14 protein-coding genes are annotated in these 18987 nt (G+C 52.6%); all 14 read right to left on the bottom strand.

Going from position 1 to position 18987, the window contains the following annotated elements:
• Positions 1-55: 55 nt before the first annotated feature.
• Positions 56-778 carry a transcriptional regulator SdiA gene (gene sdiA, locus O3S68_RS03090; RefSeq protein ID WP_020454170.1) on the bottom strand — a complete coding sequence of 241 codons (723 nt, stop codon included), beginning with the start codon at positions 776-778 and terminating at the stop codon, positions 56-58.
• Positions 779-1063: 285 nt separating this feature from the next.
• Positions 1064-1816, bottom strand: coding sequence for an L-cystine ABC transporter ATP-binding protein TcyN (gene tcyN, locus O3S68_RS03085; protein ID WP_160269644.1), 753 nt, complete (start codon positions 1814-1816; stop codon positions 1064-1066).
• Positions 1813-2481 carry a cystine ABC transporter permease gene (gene tcyL / locus O3S68_RS03080; protein ID WP_020454172.1) on the bottom strand — a complete coding sequence of 223 codons (669 nt, stop codon included), beginning with the start codon at positions 2479-2481 and terminating at the stop codon, positions 1813-1815. Before tcyL ends, tcyN begins: the two co-directional genes overlap by 4 nt.
• Positions 2482-2502: 21 nt before the next feature.
• Positions 2503-3489, bottom strand: coding sequence for a D-cysteine desulfhydrase (gene dcyD / locus O3S68_RS03075; protein WP_269230772.1), 987 nt, complete (start codon positions 3487-3489; stop codon positions 2503-2505).
• Positions 3490-3598: 109 nt separating this feature from the next.
• Positions 3599-4399: a cystine ABC transporter substrate-binding protein gene (gene tcyJ / locus O3S68_RS03070; protein WP_017458346.1), complete on the bottom strand. Its 801-nt coding sequence runs from the start codon at positions 4397-4399 to the stop codon at positions 3599-3601.
• Positions 4400-4482: 83 nt separating this feature from the next.
• The gene (gene fliZ / locus O3S68_RS03065; RefSeq protein WP_017458347.1) at positions 4483-5034 is read right to left on the bottom strand and encodes a flagella biosynthesis regulatory protein FliZ; all 552 of its coding nucleotides are present in this window, start codon (positions 5032-5034) and stop codon (positions 4483-4485) included.
• A 62-nt stretch (positions 5035-5096) separates the two neighbouring features.
• Positions 5097-5816, bottom strand: a complete 720-nt coding sequence (locus tag O3S68_RS03060) for an RNA polymerase sigma factor FliA (RefSeq protein WP_007371523.1) — start codon at positions 5814-5816, stop codon at positions 5097-5099.
• Positions 5817-5915: 99 nt separating this feature from the next.
• Complete coding sequence (locus tag O3S68_RS03055) at positions 5916-7040, bottom strand: FkbM family methyltransferase (protein ID WP_045511247.1); 1125 nt, start codon at positions 7038-7040, stop codon at positions 5916-5918.
• Positions 7041-7080: 40 nt separating this feature from the next.
• Positions 7081-8190 carry a Gfo/Idh/MocA family protein gene (locus O3S68_RS03050; RefSeq protein ID WP_020454177.1) on the bottom strand — a complete coding sequence of 370 codons (1110 nt, stop codon included), beginning with the start codon at positions 8188-8190 and terminating at the stop codon, positions 7081-7083.
• A 10-nt stretch (positions 8191-8200) separates the two neighbouring features.
• Positions 8201-9373, bottom strand: a complete 1173-nt coding sequence (locus O3S68_RS03045; RefSeq protein WP_269230771.1) for an ATP-grasp domain-containing protein — start codon at positions 9371-9373, stop codon at positions 8201-8203.
• Positions 9370-10524 carry a DegT/DnrJ/EryC1/StrS family aminotransferase gene (locus tag O3S68_RS03040; protein ID WP_097405741.1) on the bottom strand — a complete coding sequence of 385 codons (1155 nt, stop codon included), beginning with the start codon at positions 10522-10524 and terminating at the stop codon, positions 9370-9372. Before O3S68_RS03040 ends, O3S68_RS03045 begins: the two co-directional genes overlap by 4 nt.
• A 221-nt stretch (positions 10525-10745) precedes the next feature.
• Positions 10746-14189 carry a glycosyltransferase family 2 protein gene (locus O3S68_RS03035; protein ID WP_269230770.1) on the bottom strand — a complete coding sequence of 1148 codons (3444 nt, stop codon included), beginning with the start codon at positions 14187-14189 and terminating at the stop codon, positions 10746-10748.
• A gap of 47 nt (positions 14190-14236) precedes the next feature.
• A complete protein-coding gene (locus tag O3S68_RS03030) occupies positions 14237-17884 on the bottom strand; it encodes a glycosyltransferase (RefSeq protein ID WP_269230769.1) in 3648 nt (1215 codons plus the stop codon).
• A gap of 184 nt (positions 17885-18068) precedes the next feature.
• The gene (locus O3S68_RS03025; RefSeq protein ID WP_045511229.1) at positions 18069-18974 is read right to left on the bottom strand and encodes a flagellin N-terminal helical domain-containing protein; all 906 of its coding nucleotides are present in this window, start codon (positions 18972-18974) and stop codon (positions 18069-18071) included.
• Positions 18975-18987: the final 13 nt, after the last annotated feature.

Raw genomic sequence — 18987 nt, 5'->3', positions numbered from 1 at the left:
TGCCAAAATAAGTTTGTCAGCTGGCTATCTTTGCCGGGCAAAACATAAGGGATATTTAAATCATCCCTGTCGCCGCTGCGTAGCATGCGATCTGTGTTTTGTTCGGCGCGTTAAATTTCTTCTGCATATTTTTTTGATGAAAATTAACGGTGTTTTCGGAGATGGATAAAATCATCGCGATCTCTGCAGATGTTTTACCTTCCGCCGTCCACTTGAGAATTTCACGTTCACGCTTACTGAATTTCATTTCAGGCGCCAGCACCATCTGATCTTCCAGACGCGTTAATGCCAGCAGGCTTAACTGCACCAACGTCTGCAGGCGCAATTCAATTTCATCATCCGACATCATTTTGCCAAACAGACTGGTACGCGACACGGACAAAAAACCCATCGCATGATTGGGCAACATCAGGCACTGCGAAATACCTTTACGCAATCCGTGATCCCGTGCGGCATCCCACAATACCGTGGCATCGCGAAAGAGTTTGTCATTCCAGGGAAGATGTCCCTGAATGAAGTTTTCAGCCTTCAGCACCGGGTCAATAGCAAAGTAATTCTCTGCCTGATAATGCTGCATCCACGCTTGTGGATAAGAGGTTTCAACGCTCAACTTCGGCCGGGTAAAAGGCACCGGGTGACGAACGCAAAGCGAAAAATAATCAAATTCCAGCAGCTGTGTCTGCCGCTGTAATTCGGAATAAACATCCTGGGATGTTGTCATCTCCTGGAACCGCGACATCATGTCACGACGCCAGGTAAAGAATTCTGTATCCTGCATACCGACCGGTAATACCCCTGGTTTTAATAATCATTATTTTGTATACAATAAACTAACACATAAAACTTAATTATAAATATAAAATATCGATACCGCCGGAAATAAGTTGCGTTTAACGCCAACGTTAACGGTATCTTCAGGAGGGAATAACGGCCAGGCGTTTCAGGCGCACAACAGAAAGCCGGGAAATATCCCTGCAAAATTTGTACGTAATAAAACCAGCGAACTTTAACTTAAGTGAAATTAACGCGATTCAGCCGCAATGGGCGCTGAACCGCGAAGGCATTACTGCATGAGGAATTTTTCCAGAAACTGGCGCGTACGCGGTTGCTGCGGGTTGGCAAACAACGCTTTCGCGGGTCCTTGTTCCACAATGCGCCCCTGATCCATAAATATTGCCCTGTCCGCCACGTCACGCGCAAAGCTCATCTCATGCGTGACAATCACCATCGTGCGTTTTTCCTGCGCCAGCTGGCGAATGGCATTAAGCACTTCACCCACCAGCTCAGGATCAAGCGCGGACGTCGGCTCGTCGAAGAGGATCACATCCGGACGCATCGCCAGCGCGCGGGCTATCGCCACACGCTGCTGCTGCCCGCCAGACAAACGCCGCGGGTAGCGATTCTCTTTGCCACTCAGCCCCACTTTTACCAGCAGTTCGCGCGCCCGCGCGACCGCCTCGTCTTTGGGCTCGCCTTTCACGATCACCGGCCCTTCAATAATGTTCTCCAGCACTGTCCGGTGCGGGAACAGATTGAAGTTCTGAAAGACAAACCCGACATGCTGGCGTAACTGGCGGATAGCACTTTTCTGCTGGCTCAGCGATCGCGCAGTATCAATGGTGATATCGCCCACGCGGATTGTGCCATTCTCCGGCTGTTCAAGCAGGTTAATACTGCGCAACAAGGTGGTTTTACCGGAACCGCTCGGGCCAATAATCGCCACCACTTCGCCCTGTTGCACCTCAAGATCGATACCGTGCAACACCGTCTGGCCGTGGAATTTTTTCACCAGATTTTTCACGTCGATAGCACTCATTTCGGATCACGCTCCTGACGATTAAGCTGGTTTTCGAAATAGTTTTGCAGCGAAGAAAGCACCGTCGCCATTACCCAGTAAATCAGCGACGCCGCAAGGTACATAGTGAACACTTCCAGCGTACGGGAGGTGATTAACTGCGCCTGGCGGAACAGTTCCGGCACCTGGATAGTGGCTGCCAGTGACGTATCTTTCACCAGGCTAATAAAACTGTTGCTCAACGGTGGCAGCGCGACACGCGCGGCCTGCGGCAGAATCGCGCGACGCAACGTTTGCCACGGCGTCATGCCTATACTGGCCGCCGCTTCCCACTGCCCTTTATCGATAGACGAAATCGCCGCGCGCAACGTTTCCGCTGCGTAGGCCGCCGTATTAAGTGACAGACCAATCATCGCCGACGGAATAGGATCCAGCTCAATACCAAACTGCGGCAGACCGTAGTAGATCATAAATAACTGGGCGATAAGCGGCGTACCGCGAAAAATCGAAATGTAAAAACGCGCCAGCCAGCGCACAGGTAAGAACGACGACATGCGCATCAGCGCCAGCAGAAAGCCCAGCAGTAAACCAAAAAACATCCCGCCAATACTGAGTTGCAGTGTAAATACCGCGCCCTTTAACAGGTAAGGCGCGGAGTCGATAACCAGTTGTAGACTCTCTTGCATTATTTTTGCTCTGTCTGGGAATTAAATATGGGGGTGATAGGCAAACAGCGCCGGTGCGCCGCCCGTATGGATAAACAGGATTGGCCCGTTATCTTTAAAGCGATTCTGTTCAATACCATCCAGTAACCCGGCCATCGCTTTGCCGGTATAAACCGGATCGAGCAAAATGCCTTCCAGACGGGCAAGCAATTTGACCGCTTCCATTCCTTCATCATTCGGCGTGCCGTAGCCTGGCGCGAAGTAATCATCCCACAACAGAATATCGGCATTGGCCTGCAATTCGAGTTCTCGCGCAATCGCCTGTTGCAGCGTCACCACTTTCGGTTTCTGATCCGCAACGCTACGCGAAACCGTCACGCCAATCAGCTCCACCTCCGGCATCAGTTGCTCAAGCCCGACCGCCAGCCCGGCGTGCGTACCGGCACTGCCGGAAGCCACCACCACCGACGAAAGGGCCACCGCACCTTCGCATTGCCGGGCGATTTCCAGCGCACTTTCCACATACCCCATTGCGCCCAGCGCGTTTGAGCCACCAACCGGGATCACATAAGGGCGAAAACCCTGTGCTTCAACACGCGTCGCCAGTTCCTCCAGTTGCGCAGTGGGATCCGTCAACGCATCGCACATTTCGATCTGCGCATTAAACAGATCCAGCAGCAAGCGGTTGCCATTGGTGAGGTAGTTTTCTGCTGTGGTACCAATCGGGTTTTCTAATAGCGCAACGCAGTGCAGACCTAATTTGGCCGCCACGGCCGCCGTCTGACGAACATGATTGGACTGAATCGCCCCGGCGGTAATCAGCGTATCAGCGCCCTCGCGCAGCGCATCCGCTGCCAGAAACTCGAGTTTGCGCAGCTTATTGCCGCCCATCGCCACCGGCGTGACATCATCGCGTTTAATAAAAATTTCGCGTCCCAGGTAATCGGAAAGCCGCGGCAAATATTCCAGCGGCGTGGGCGCACCAATCAACTCGAGGCGCGGAAAGCGGGTCACATTGTGCAAGGGCATAAAACCTCCGAAGACCGGGTAACGTTAGCAACTGCTTTTTATTATGCACACTAAAAGCGATCAAATAAAAAAGGCGCTTGATTAAGCGCCTTTTTTTAGCGGGCAACGATTACTTCGTCACATCCGCGCCAAACCATTTTTCCGACAGCGTTTTCATGGTGCCGTCTTTTTGCATCTCGGCAATGGCTGCGTCGATAGCTTTCAGCAAATCGTCATTACCTTTACGCAGCGCAACGCCGGATTCCTGACGTGAAAACGCATCCCCCGCTACCGCCAGCGTATCTTTGGTTTTCTTCACCAGATCCAGCGCGGCCAGACGATCGACCAGGATGGCGTCAATACGGCCAACGCGCAGATCCTGATATTTTGTCGGGTCATCATCATAGGTGCGAATATCAACGCCCTGCACGTTCTTACGCAGCCACTCTTCATAGTTAGTGCCGAGACCCACGCCCACTTTCTTGCCTTTCAGGTCCGCGGCGGATTTGATGCCCGCTTCGTTCCCTTTTTTCACCAGCGCCTGGATACCCGAAACGGTATAGGGCGTGGAGAAATCATACTTTTTCTTGCGCTCATCGGAGATGGTGACTTGGTTAATCACCACGTCGATGCGTTTAGAATCCAGCGATGCCAGCATGCCGTCCCATTTGGTGGGTTTCAGGGATGCTTTTACGCCAAGATGCTGCGCCAACGCTTCGGCGAACTCCACTTCAAAACCAGTAAGCTTGCCGTCGTCGCCCTGGAAACTAAACGGCGGATACGTGCCTTCCAGACCCACCAACAGCGTGCCACGCTCTTTGACTTTATTGAGCAGGTTTTCCGCCGCGAATGTTTTCACGCTCATACCTGCTACCAGCGCGACGGCCATCACACCCATCAGCGCCTGACGTCCCAAAAGTGCTAGTTTCATAGTTACCCCGATAAAGAAATTGGCTGTAGTGTAAGGTGCCTGACGCTAAGTACAAGCACAACTCGGCTACATCTTATTCCTTTTTAATATAAATCAGATGTTGCACCTACAGCGATTTTTTGCACGGAGGCAAAACGCATCTGGGTTTTAAACTGCGCATATTTGCGCAAGGCAATCCGATAATTATTGGTGCTGGTCGCAGGTAACCACGGTTCCAGATTTTCGTCGAGGAACCCTTCTTCAAGCAGCTGTCGGGAAATATTAAGTTCAGTGAGATGGTTGCCGAGGCGGCGCAAACGCACGACATACTCGCGCACCGTACCGTGGCTCATTTCGGTTTGTTCGAAGAGATATTGTTTAAAACCGATGATATCGAAGAAATCGCTCTGCTCTTTACAGTGCAGATCGCCGCAAAAACGACAGAGTGCGACCCACTCTTTTTGCTCTTGTTGCCAGGCCGCTTCATCCAACAGCATATCCAGACGCGAAATCGCGATTTTATTCACGATCTCGCCCCGGCGTACCAGCGTGATGCGATCAAGCAGCTTGTGGCAGTGTGCGCAATGCGTCTGGCTGTGTTTAAAGTCTTTAAGGTAGCGGCTTAGAGGCCGTCTTTTAGGTTGCTGCACCGTCATGATAACTCCTGGTTGTCAATGCGTTGTACGGCATTTACCAGGAGTGATGCAGAATCACCGACCTATAACTTACCCAGCTTGGTACGTAAGCGCTTAATGGCCTGGCTATGGAGCTGGCTGACTCGCGATTCCCCGACTTCCAGAACGGCGCCAATCTCTTTCAGATTGAGTTCTTCCTGGTAGTACAGTGTCAGGACAAGTTGTTCACGTTCCGGCAGCGATTCAATCGCTTCCATGACCCGGTGACGTAAATTACTTTCCATTAACTGGAATAACGGGTTTTCCTGTTGATGATCGTCAGTGACCAGCTCGATACTGTCGCCATGCTCTTCCCGCCATTCATCATAGGAGAAAAGCTGGCTGTTATTGGTATCGAGCAGCATCTGACGGTATTCCTCTACAGGAATTCCAAGACGCTGCGACACTTCTGTTTCCGTCGCGTTACGTCCCAGTTCTTGCTCAAGTTGCCCCATTGCCTGCGCCACTTCGCGGGCATTACGCCGAACGCTGCGCGGCACCCAATCGCGGCTGCGCAATTCGTCCAGCATCGCCCCACGAATACGCTGTACTGCGTAAGTGGTAAATGCCGTTCCTTGCAGAGCGTCATATCGGTCTACTGCATTCAGTAAACCGATACCGCCCGCCTGTAGCAGGTCGTCCAGTTCCACACTCGCCGGCAAACGCACCTGCAGGCGCAATGCTTCGTGACGCACAAGAGGTACATAACGCTGCCACAGCGAGTGTTTATCCATTACACCTTCAGCGGTATAGAGTGAATTCACGATAAACAGCCCTGCGTTAATTGAGTTATCGGCACGATTATCCGATTCTGGAGTGGTTTTAATCGGATGAATAGTGGGTGAAATGGGGGTTATTTGACTTTATTGAACCGTTCTCCCGGCCGGTAATGCATATAACACCAGCTCAAAAGCCAGCGCCGGATGATGCCCGCGCAAATAAAAACGATAATTATCCGACAGTTCACGAATGTATTGCGGGATCGTCAGCAAATCTTCCGGCTTGTGATACAAGCTAATAGTCAGAACAGGCAAAGATGCACGAATGGTATGTTGCGCACCTTTTAGCGCTTCCAGTTCCGCCCCCTCAATATCCATTTTAATAAATGTAGCGTAATTCGTGCCTTCAAGGGCATTATCAATGCTGACCACATCAATGGACGTGTTACCTTCCCCTTCGCTTAAACGAGACGAGGTATCCATTCCGGAATCAAAGCGTAATGTGGTATTTTCCGACCAGACACCTTTATTGATGGCTTTCAGTTCAACATCACCAATATCAGCACGTTGTAATAAAGCGAAGTTTTTCTCTTCTGGTTCAAAAGCGAGGATTTTTGCCGGTTTCTTCACGCCCTGCTTCTGCGCAGCTTTCAGGAATGCTACCACGCTGTCGCCATCGTAAGCGCCGCAATCGACATACACTTCGTTATCCTGCAAACGCACCAGGTCTTCTGCAAGATAGTGGTTAGGATCGAAATATTTACCGTAGTACAAGCTGCGCGCGCAAATACGTTGATTAATAAACGCCACCAGCGTTTCTTTTGAGCGCTCATCGCCTAAGGAGTTATAAAACTCCGTCAAAGCAGCCTCATTTTCCTGACAAAATTCGGCGGTATAAAGCGTATCGGTATTCACGCCAATAAAAGAGTGATCGAAGATCAATATGCTTTCAGCATTGTTTGCGAGCATCGCTTCTAATTCAGCGCTCACATACTGGATAGCCAGAATGTAATTATAGGTGCCTTCTTGTCGGGCCAGTTGGTCTAAATTGATGATATCGTAACCGTAAAAGGTTGAACCTTCGGTAAAATATTTCTCATTGACCGCGACATAATCAACCTTCACATTCTGGCTGGTCAAAAATTCCCATGTTTTTTGCCCTAAATAACCGGCACCGCATAATACCAACGGACGACCATTGTTCTGCATTTCGTCGATCGTATCGAGAAAATGGTTTCTGGACTCGCTAATTTTTTCAAGAATAGACATATCTACCTCAGAGACTCATTCAGTACACAATAAGTGGCTATCACAGTATGATTTTTTGTTGCGCTAATGCGCTTTTGTTGGCGCTTTCAAGGAAAGCTAATCCTTTTAAAGCCACCTGCGAGCCAATAGCATAACCATTCGCTTCGCCGCGTAATGCTGCTGCGATATCACAGTAATAGTTCGCAAAGGCTTCAATAAACCCGGCGGGATGGCCAGCTTTAAAGCGGCAGTACCGCTCCTGGTTCGCCACCGTGTTGTCACTCGCCGTGCGGTCAATAATGCTAACGTTGCCGTGAATATCCGCGATACGTAAATACTCGGGCTCCATTTGCAGCCATTCCGCGCTGCCTTCTGTGCCATACACCCTGATCCGCAAACCGTTGCGATAACCCAGCGCTGCCTTGCCATACCAGTAGTTGCACACCACATCATCGCTATAACGTGAGACGATATTCACCGTGTCAACGACGCCCGGCACACGGGCAAAGGTACTGTTAACGGCATAGACATCCAGCGCATGTTTCTCGGTGAGGAATTCCACCAGCTGATGGACATGTACGCCAAGATCCAGCGATACCGTCGGGATCGCGTTATCCGTGCGCCGCCAGGTTTGCGGCAACGCGATGCTACCGTCACTGCGACAGCGGCTGAAACCCTCTTGTGGCATCTCAACCATCACGTGCTGAATTCGGCCCAGCGCGCCGCTTTGCAAACGCTGGCGTAATTCGCGCACCATCGGATAACCGGTATAGTTGAACGTCACGTAGAGCTGGCTATTCACCTCGTCAACGCGCTGCTGAATGTCTTCAGCATCCTTGACGCTCGCCACTAACGCTTTTTCGCAAATGATCGGCAGCGGATATTCCAGACACGCCATCAGAATTTCGCGGTGCGCGGGCGTAGGCGTTAGCACCACCACCGCATCCAGATGCGCGTGCTCTTTCTCAAGCAGTGTCAACGCATCCTGGTAAATCTTGCTCTCATCAAGCCCCCAGGCCATGCCGGTTTGCCGATTCAGGGCGTCATCCCGGCTGAAACAGCCGGCGGATAACTGGAAATGTCCATCCATCTGGCTGGCGATTTTATGGGTCATACCGATGGCGGAATTAAGGCCGCCGCCGATAAATGCCAGGGATAAGGGCTTAGCCATAATCCGGTCCTTACGTCGTTTTAAAGGAAAAATAGTTTTTTAGCTGCGGCGTCAGACGCGCCAGTTCAGCAACATCATCAAATTCGGCGAATACCAACCCTGCCCTGTCACGCGGCGCGGGCTCCAGCCGATCGCCTGGCAATTTCAGCGGAATAGTTTCGATAATGCGTGCTGCCAGCGGCGCAAAAAGGTAGCCGGTAAAATGGGTATCGACATCGCTGGAAATAGTGTGCCGCGCTATAGCGCGAAGATGCGCAGGTCGCCGCGCTGAAAACGCCGTGGCGTGCTGGCAACCCAGGAACGGGGCAACAAACTCGCTGGAGTAATCAACACCGGTTGAAAGCTCAATCAAACGGGAATAGAGATCGCCCGGGCAGCGCCGGGTAAGTTCGATAAGCCAAAAATCATCGTCATTGGCTATAAACTGGGTGTGCAGCAAACCGTCGACCAGTTGAAGCTGGCGCACCAGGGTTTGCATACATTCGCTAACGCGGTCTCGCATGCTTTCCGTCAGGGAAAGACTCAAACTGCTACTGTTGACCTGCCAGGGGTAGACAGTGCAGAACTCATCGACGAAAAATTCGCAGACAATCTCCCCGCCACGGATAAACACAGAGTGGCTGTACAGCGCGCCCTGGCAAAAGGTTTCAATCACGCACTCGCCGTTTTGCGAAGCGCTACGTGCTTTTGCCACGGCATCGTTGAGTTCTGCGGCCTGCTGCACCAGGGTAATGCCGATGCCGCTATAGGCATCAATCGGTTTTACCAGCAACGGAAACGGGAGATGGCGCGCATCTTCAGCACGTCTTACCGCACGCGGGATCGGATAGCCCTGTTGCTCTGCCCAGGCGCGGAAGCGATCTTTAAGAAAAAGCGTGTCGCTGACATCCGGCGAGTCAAAACCAGGCAAGCCCAGTTCGGCGGCAACGCGGCTCCCCGTCAGGTACGAGACATCGGTCACGCCAGGCGTAATGGCCGCAATATTGTGTTCGCGGGCAATCGCTAACACCGCATCGCGGTCGGCATAATTCTGGACTTTGGCAATATCCGCCGATTTCATTCCCGCATCGTGCGGCTTACCGCTACACACCAGCGTGGTGAAGCCCGCCGTTTTGATCGCCCGTTGTAAAGGCAACGAGGCAAATCCTGCATCGAGGATCATCGCAGTGCGCATAGCCGTCATGCGCCCTCCAGCGAAATCACCGCCGCACCGGGTGTTGCAGTTGCGGCGACACCGCGAATGATGTCAGTGATACGCTGTTGATCTTCGCGCGCCAGCCCCGGATAAATCGGTAAGCACAGCACTTTGTCAGCGATAGCATTTGCGCACGGCAAATTCTCTTTCTGCGAGGAAGCAAACCCGCGATACATACTGAAAGAGCTAATCAGCGGGTAGAAATAGCGACGCGTTAAAATGCCGGCATTTTTCAGCACGTCATAAAGCGAATCGCGATCGATGCCGAACTCCGGTTCAATCAAAACCGGGAAGTAAGCATGGTTCCAGGTCACATCAGCAGGCACATCCAGCAGACGAACGCCGTCGATCCCCTGCAATAATTCCACATAATGCTGGTAAAGCGCCTGGCGATCGGCCAGTGCCTGATCGATATGTTTAAGCTGTAGCAAGCCAAATGCCGCTTCAACTTCGTTCATTTTGGCATTGATACCAGGCGCAACAACGCGCGTTTCCCCGGCAAAACCGAAGTTTTTCAAATAATCGATACGCTGCTTGGTCCGCGCATCGTGGCAAATAATCGCGCCGCCTTCGAAGGTGTTAAACACTTTCGTTGCGTGGAAACTCAGCACCGACAAATCCCCGTGATTCAAAATACTGACGCCGTTTTTCTTCACGCCAAACGCGTGCGCCGCGTCATAAATCACTTTCAGGCCGTAGATATCCGCGACCTGCTGGATTTTGTCCACATCGCAGGGAATGCCGTAGCAGTGAACCGGCATGATCGCCGTGGTCTGCGGGGTGATCAGTTCTTCGACACGCTCAGGATTGATATTGTAAGTTTGCGGATCGATGTCGGCGAAAACCGGCGTCAGGCCATTCCATAACAGGGTATGGGAGGTGGCAACAAAGGAGTACGGCGTGGTAATGACCTCGCCGGTAACGCGGAGCGCCTGCAGTGCGGTGAGCAGCGCCAGCGTGCCGTTTGCGAACAGGCAGACATGTTTCACGCCAAGGTAACTTGCCAGCGCCTCTTCAAGTTCCTGATGGAAAACACCGCCATTAGTAAGGATCCGGTTGTTCCAGATCTTCTCAAGGTAAGGAATAAACTCTTCCAGCGGTGGCAAAAGAGGGCTGGTAACAAAGATATTATTGTCCATAGACAAACCTGCGCGCGTAGGAATTATCTGTTCATCATAACGACGCGCCTGGCGAGCTATCGGTGAAACAGGGGGCATTTTGTTATGCTTTTCCCCCCGGTGCTAAAGGTAAACTGGCCGGGTCTGCGCAGGCGGCGGAAAAATGGCAGGGCTTACGTAATCCCCTGTCAGCAAAAAACCCGGTAATGCCGCACTACCGGGTTTCATTGCCGCAAAATGACCTATTGTTTCAGCATGGCGAGCAGCGCTTGTTGGCGCGGTTCATCAAAGAGATAGTGATCTGTTAGCAAGTTGTTGATTTGTTGTTGATTCTCGCAGAGCGGATTGCCTTTGGGGGCGAAATCGTCGATGGCCTGCGTCCACAGCGCCATTTTAGGTTTCAGTTTCGTCGCGAAGTCATACTCGCTGAAACAAGGGAAATCACTGCAAATAACGGTGATATTTCGTGCGGCGTACTGCAACACGGCATAACTATCCGCAAACCGATGCTCATGGTTATTATCGCGGAACAAAATCACCACATCCGGGCTCAGCGCATCCAGCGTCTCCACCGAGACAGGATTAGCATGGTATCTGAAGGTGCCCTTCACCAGCGGGTACCAGCTGGCTGGACACTCGCCAAAAATATACCAGTCAACAATGTGATGCGTTTTTTCTATCAGCTGAAAGATAAAGTCCCGCTCTTTCCCGGTGAGAGAAAAGACAGGGCATAACACGCGCCGCGGAGCATTCACCGCAACGGCTTTACCCTGTGAAAACCATTCCTGCGGGAGGTAATCAGGGATTCGCAAAACGTCCAGCCCTTTGCCGCGCCCCCATTTTTCCAGCGCGGGATTTAATACCAGCCAGCGATCAAACGGCAGAGGTTGGCTATTCTGGCGTGCAATCAGCGGCTCGGCATTTTCATCGAAAAGACAATGCACAACCTGCCCCGTCATCGCGCGAAACTGCGTAACGGTGCTGATATCACTTTCACTAAATTGAGCATCCAAAATGGTGATGGCGGGACGCGTTCTGAGTAACGCGGGTAGCGCAGGCAACGCATCGTTGATAACAAGCGCGATCTCGCCGGCTTCTTCCATCATGCGGAAATAATGCGTTAAGCGTTTTGTATAAATGGTCTGCGAACGCAAAACCAGCAATACCACCGGCATGTGCGCCGGGCTTGCACAACAGCGGTTTTGTATAACGCTGGCGTCCAGCGTAAAGAGTGGCGAACTCAGCGACAAAGAGTTGCTATACGCGGGATCGCCTGCAAATACCTCGCTGAAGTCTTCCATCAGCGCGGTCATTTGCGGTAGCAGTGATTGCCGGTACTCACTCTGCATAAAGTGATAATTGTCCGAGGCAATGATGCTGTACGGCGTCCAGACAGAGACGTAACCCATTTTTTGCACAGCCAGACAAAACGCCGCCGAACTCACTTCAAGCGACGTGTATTTTTCATCCAGCCCGCCTGCCTGCGTGAAACACTCTTTTTTGACAAGCAAACACAGGCTATTGAGCACGGAGTAATTTTGTTCACACTGATAGCGAGCCTGATAACCGAAAGATTGCCAGTCTTCTCCAGCGCCGACATTCGCGATGCCATTATCCGCGCCAACAATCATCCCTGCGCTGATTAGCTTTTTATCAAAGCTAATGATTTTCGGCCCGCTACACGCCACTTCCGGGCGCACCATCGGATTGAGTAAGGTGTTTAACCAGCTTTTTAAGACGAAAACCGATCTTACGTCTAATAACAATAAAGACGCGCCCGCCGCGTGTGACGCAGCAATATTTACCGCCTGCACTTCACTGCAGTTATTCAGCTCAAGCACCTGAACCTTGCCGGGTAATAGTTTTTCAACTTCCCGCGCGGTCTGCAAAACAATCGGGTCGGTGGTGTTTATCACGGGGATAATAATGTCGTAATCATGCCAGTCGGTGTTATCCACCAGCGACGCGATACAGCGCGTCATTAAATTAGCATCATGATTATGGGTTAAGACAACACTCACCCGCCCCGTATTATTCAGTGGGTAATGGATCCGCCACGCGACACCGTCGCAATACTCCACGTGATCTACCGGCAAATTACGCTGCGCGGCGAAAGTCCCGACAATGCCGCCCTCTGTCTCAATGCTTGCCGGAGTGAGCATTTTCTCGTCAACAATATTGACGATATCCGCATAATGACCAATGGCGGCGGTGTCATAACGGGCAATCAATTTTGTGATGAGATCGAATTCAAAAGCCAGCCCGGCGTGAGTGTCCCAGCCACCGCATTCCAGCCATGCCGATGCGCGAAAGAAAACCCGTTGCAAATAACGGGATGGCGCACTGACAAAGAGATCAAGATTAAATTCTGGCTTGAAAAAATGCGTCACCGAATCCGCATGCTTCACGGCTTCATCAGCATAAATAGCCTGTGCAGCGGAGCGCTCTTGCAGTGTTCGGGCTAAACGATACACGCTGTCATGCCTGTAGGTCACACCGGCAGGAACCACCTGTAACCAGTCGACAGAAGTGGTCTGAACCAGGCTGGCAAAATGGTGCTGGTAATGCTGAAAATCGACAACCGAGAGGGTGTTATCCGTTGCGTCGTGATGCGCGCCATCCTGCACGAGAAGAATGCGGGCATTCGGCAAATTGCCTAATTGTCCACGTAAAGAATCAACGGTGATATTAACAGCAGCGCTGTCGCCGTGCGGATTGAGAATAACGAACAGCAACGCCAGTGAAGAGCCTGTATCACTGCGTTTTTCCGCCACGCTATTTTCAAGCCAACCCTGAAACGTATTGCGGTAATGTTGTTGTGCTTTTTCTTGCGCTTTACGTTGTGTTTTTTCTATGAAGTCCCTGAATTGCACCAGCGATCGTTCGCGTCTCAGTAATAATTGCTCGCGCGACTTATACAGGTTTTCGCGTGCGTGTTCGATAGCTTCCGGGGTATTCATCAGCGTATAACCTGCATTACCGTTTTCGCGTATCGTTTTTTCACTTAATGCATAGCTTTCGTAACCTGGGGCAACCAGCCCAACGACCGGACAACCACACAAATTCGCCAGCAGACAGGTACCAGAAGATTCATAGGTATATAACACGCGCCCGCGCTTGAGAACTTTTGCCAGTTCTTCGAGCGGCAACGGGTTTTGCATACTCAGTACCGTCAGATTTTTCGGCAATTTGTCATATTCAATAACGCTGGCGGGAAGGCGGTTAATATAGAGTAAGTCCAGATCCTTATGAGGATAATCATCCTGGAACAGCTCGAGGTCGTAATTCTCAATATTTAACAGCGCCGGTTGAAACTCTTTTTCGGCGAATTCCACGCGATACCAGAAAAACAGATCGTCAGGCGAAAAATCGAGGCGATTGCCATTCATCACCCCTTCTCTGTTGAGCATATAGCGCACTACCACCGGCGCGCGCAGCGGGTTGCCGCTCGTCACTTCCGGGTAGACCGCAATCCACGGCTCACCTGAGCTCTGTAATTGCGCATAATCGTCTTCCGTAAGACGCGGCGTATTCCATTTTGGGTTAACCGTCCCGCCCACAATCCACGCTTTTCCGCCTGAATTATTGATTGTCTGGCAAAAATAGTGCAGCACTTGTATTCCGGCCGATGCCTCCGAGTAATCGGGTGCCACAATCAGATAGGGGTACTGAGCGAGGTTATTCATCGATATTCCTTGAACGTTTGCCAGGCCCGCCGGCCTGGCAGAGAAAATTATGCTTTTGGTAACCAGCCCTGCTGCCAGTCATCCAGGCCTGCGCCGCGCAAATACCAGTTATTCAGCACCGCTTCACGCAGCGCATCGCCCTGCCGGTGACGTAAATCGGCATCGTTGATATAGGCCTGAACCGCATTCATCCAGTCTTTGAAGCGGTTTTCCACCAGCGTCACCGGCAGATCGCAACGGTAAGGCACGATGTCGGTGGCAATGATCGGTACACCGCAGGTGCCGATCTCCAGCAGACGCAGGTTGCTCTTACATTCGTTGAACTGATTAATTTCCAGCGGTACTAATGCCAGGTCGAGATTGAGGCTGGCCAGTTTTTCCGGGTACATTTCAAACGGCACCCCAGGGTGGAATTCACAGCGGACATTGCGTGGTTTCATGCCCATAAAGACCCATTCCACCTTCCCTTCCAACGCCTTAATCAGCGGCAATAAGATCTCCAGATCGCCGGTATGAGAACTGCCGCCAGCCCAGCCAACGCGCACTTTTTTGCCCGTGCCACGCTCGCTCAACAGATGTTCCCACTGATTCGGCGCAAGACGGTTTTGCGCAATACGGATGTCGCTATGGAAACGGCTGTAGGCGTCCGCCAACGGCGCGGTGGAAACCACCAGCCAGTCGGCGCTGTCGACGACTTTGCGAAAATTCTTCACCATTTGCTGCGGGAAGTGCTGACGAGAACCATTTTTAATCGGCACATTAAGCAGGTAGTCATCATACTCCAGCACGATTTTGGCATTACTGGTGCTGCGTAACTGCTCAATAATCTGCGGGAAACGGCTGCCGGTAATCAGCTCCAGCAAAATCACATCCGGCTGCTGCGCGGCAGCTTCCATCACGCCAGGTATGGTATTGGTCAGCCCGCCTTCAATCATCAAGTGACGTTCCAGCGCTTTGAAGGGTTGCATCACCCGGTGGTGTCCACCGCCGACCCAGTTAACATGATGCGCCAGCACCACCGGTAGCGGCCGCCCCGGCAACGGCTGATACAAGCGCGCCAGGCTCGCGCTGAGCGTGAACGCCTGCCCTGCTTTTTGCATTAACGGATGGTATGACGGTTCTGCCAGCAGCCCTTGCCGCCATTCATTACGCAGCGTGGCAAAATCCGTCAGTAACGGGCGCTCCTGCACATGGAACTTATCGCCCAGTAAGCGGGTGGCACCGCCCATATGTTTCACGCGGGCGTACGGTGTCCAGACATTGAGATAGCCTTGCTGCTGCGCGCGTAACCCAAGATCGACATCGGCAAAATAGAGCGGATAGGTTTCCTGGTTAAAACCGTTGAGGGCGAAAAAGACCTCTTTGCGCACCATCATGCAGGAAGCGCTTACCGCCGCCAGGTTACGCGGCGTTTTCAGATAGTGCTGGAAACCGTTGCTTTCGCCGTCGACACCGTCAAACGCCACCTCAACACCATGCTGCACGCCGAGCAAAAAGCCGCCGTGCTGAATACGACCATCCTGATACTCCAGACGCGCGCCAACCAGCCCCACTTCCGGGCGTAGCGTCTGCTCCAGCAAGGCATCAAGCCAGCCGCCATCAATAATTTCACAATCATTATTGAGAAAAACCAGCACCTCACCGCGCGCCTGTTGCGCCGCAGCGTTGTTGATTTCAGCAAAATTAAACGGCGCGTCGTAGCGCAAAATGCGCACCTGATCGATACCCAGCGCCGCCAGATCATTGAGAAAACGGCAGGCATCCTCTTCCACCGACTGGTTATCAACAATTAACAGCTCATAGTGCTGATAACGCGTTTTCTCCATCAAACTTTCAATACAGCGTTTGAGCAGGGCAACGCGATCGCGGGTTGGAATAATGATCGACACCAGCGGCTTTGCGTCCCAGTGGTAGCGCAGGCGTTTGATGTTCGCCGCTAACCCCTCTTCCAGCGAAGCGTGAATGCCAAGCCGTTGCAGGTGCGCCAGTAAAATCTGTTCGCATTCGGCCACCACCGCCGGATTTTCGCTCCAGCACGACGCCGCTTCCGTGCTCTCTACCAGCACTTCGGCAACGCGGCCCAGCGCCGGTGTTCCCTGCCCTTCAACAAAGCGCCACAGCAAGTCGATCATTGCCGCCTGCGGATAGTGGCTGTTCAGGCCACCGAGCTGGCGGGCAATATCACGCGAAAAAAGCAGAACGCGCCCGACATACGGCACGCCGCGCAGCAGGTCAATATTGACATCAGGACGCAGCGTCAGGAGTGGTTCGCCGTTTTCCGCGCGCGTCATTTCATCGCAATAAAACAGCCATGCATTTTGTTGCTGCATCCGTTGTTCGGCAAAGCGTAACAACGCATCATCCCGCAGTGTAAAACCGGCGGGGATCAGTAACAGCGCATCGGCATCTCGCGTGCTCAGCAGCGCATTTACTGCCGCAGGCCAGGCGTTATCGTCGGCAATGACATCAATGCTGGCGGCAGCCAGCGACTGGCTTTCTACAGAACTTCTGGTCTGCGCGCTGCGGTCGTTATCGCCAAGGATAACCACGCCGATACTGGCTTTGTCCGGATTTGCACCGGCGAAAGAGAGCAGCGCTTCGCGGCGCGCATCGCTAATCTGGCGATCTTCGAGCCAGCGGCTGAAGGAGTACTCGCTGGTCTGCTGCTGCGCCAGCACCGCTTTACTGTGGAAGTTCAGCGTATAGCGTGCTTTGTTATCCAGCTGGCGGGATTTTTCCACCAACGGCAGCGAAAAAATTGCCTCCAGCGCGGTATCCAGCGTCCATTTACTGACAAAAGTCGCACGCTGCGCCAGCGCCCACTCGCGTGCGCTGGCATAACCGCTTTGCAGCAGCTCCACCCATTCATTGGCGTCCGGGCAGTTGTGCAGCGTCACCGCGCAGAAATGATCGGCTTCATGACGCGCCAGGTTATCGGCATTCAGATAACCTTCAACGTAACCTTCGTTAACCAGGAACAGCGGGATCCCAAGCGTCAGCGCCTTCGCCACGCTTTCGTCATTACCGATGATCACGTCATACTGTTCCAGCCAGGCCGGTTCGAGGCGTTGTACCTGCTGGCTAAGATCGAACCACTCGATCTGGATGCCCGCCTCCCTCGCCTGCTGCTGAACTTCATACATTTCCGCCGACATTTTGCCCGCCATATAAAGTACGCGGGACAAGGTTTGCGCGTCGCGCGTGCGGGTAAATGCGCCAAAGCTAGCCGGTACTGACCACGGCAGATGTTTGAGCTGCGCGCTCTCCACACCAGTTTGTAGCAAGATGGCCGAAGTGCGGGCGGAGAGATCCAGCGTCAGCGCGGCAAACTGGTTTTCCAGCGCCACGCCCCACGGCAAGTAGAGATCGTTGTAATCGCTGAAATGGCGGAAAATCATCGCGCCGTCGAGTTTCCCGGCTTCGATGGCATCAAGTAACTTTTCGCTAAAGAAGCCGCGATAGATCCAGATGGCGTTGTAATAGGTTTCCAGCGCCCCCTGCTTTTCGGTGATGACAGTAAAACGCCCTGTCGCGCTCAGGCGTGCGATTTCACTCGCTAACTTCTGCCCGGCGGTTGAGCTAATGACATCCACGCGCCAGCCTTTGGCCAGCAAGGCGTCCGCAATATCGATAAGTTCAGAGGTATGGGGGGTAAACGCGTCAAATTGATCAACGCTGATTAGTATGCTTTGCATCTGTCATCCTCATATCACCGCGCAAGCCACCGGGGTGATAGCAAAAGGCGTTCCTGTCGTTATGCAATATTCTGGAGGACGAAAGAAAGATCGAGAGGCAAAACAGCTAACAGAAAAGGCGTTATATCTGGCGATTGCAGATAAAAAAAGGCATCCGAAGATGCCTTTTTTAAGCGGTTGCGAATTAACGCAGCAGGGACAGCATGGTCTGCGGAACCTGGTTGGCCTGGGCCAGCACGGAAGAACCAGCCTGCTGCAGGATCTGCGCGCGGGACATGTTCGACACTTCAGTTGCGTAGTCAGAATCCTGAATACGGCTGCGTGCGGAAGACAGGTTGTTCACGGTGTTGTTCAGGTTAGTGATGGTGGATTCGAAACGGTTCTGGGACGCACCCAGCAGGCTGCGCTGAGAGTCAACCGCTTTGATTGCCGCATCGATATCCGCCAGCGGGTTACCATCGGTGGTGCCACCGCTGTTCACTGTACCGCTCAGAACGTCGAAGCCTTCAGCAGCGGTAGTACGTGCAGTACCGTTGATGGTCTGGCCGGTGGTCTGAGAGGTCGCACCGGTAGCGTTGTACAGGTTGTACGCGTTGGAAGAGGTCAGGCTGATGGAGATCTGCTCGCCGTCTTTCGCGCCAACCTGGAAGTTGTAGCTGCTGGTGCCGGAACCGGTGTTCAGCACTTTGATGCCGTTGAAGTCGGTCTGGGTGGTCACGCGGTTCACTTCTTCCATACGCTGGTTAACTTCAGCCTGGATGGAGTCGATGTCAGACGCGGAGTTGGAGCTGTTCTGCGCCTGAACGGTCAGGTCACGGATACGCTGCAAGTTGTTGTTGATTTCGCCCAGCGCGCCTTCAGCGGTCTGCGCCAGAGAGATACCGTCGTTCGCGTTACGTGCAGCAACGGTCAGGCCGTTGATGTTGGAAGTAAAACGGTTAGCAATTGCCTGGCCAGCCGCATCATCTTTTGCACTGTTGATACGCAGACCGGAAGAGAGACGCTCGATCGAGGTGCCCAGAGAAGACTGAGATTTAGTCAGGTTGTTCTGGGTCATCAGCGACAGGGTGTTAGTATTAATAACAGCCATGATAATTATCCTT

The organism is Kosakonia sp. SOY2, assembly GCF_027109175.1.
In the GTDB taxonomy this organism is placed as follows: domain Bacteria; phylum Pseudomonadota; class Gammaproteobacteria; order Enterobacterales; family Enterobacteriaceae; genus Kosakonia.
Note: the sequence above shows the minus strand (reverse complement) of the source record. Positions and strands in the feature narration are given on the sequence as shown.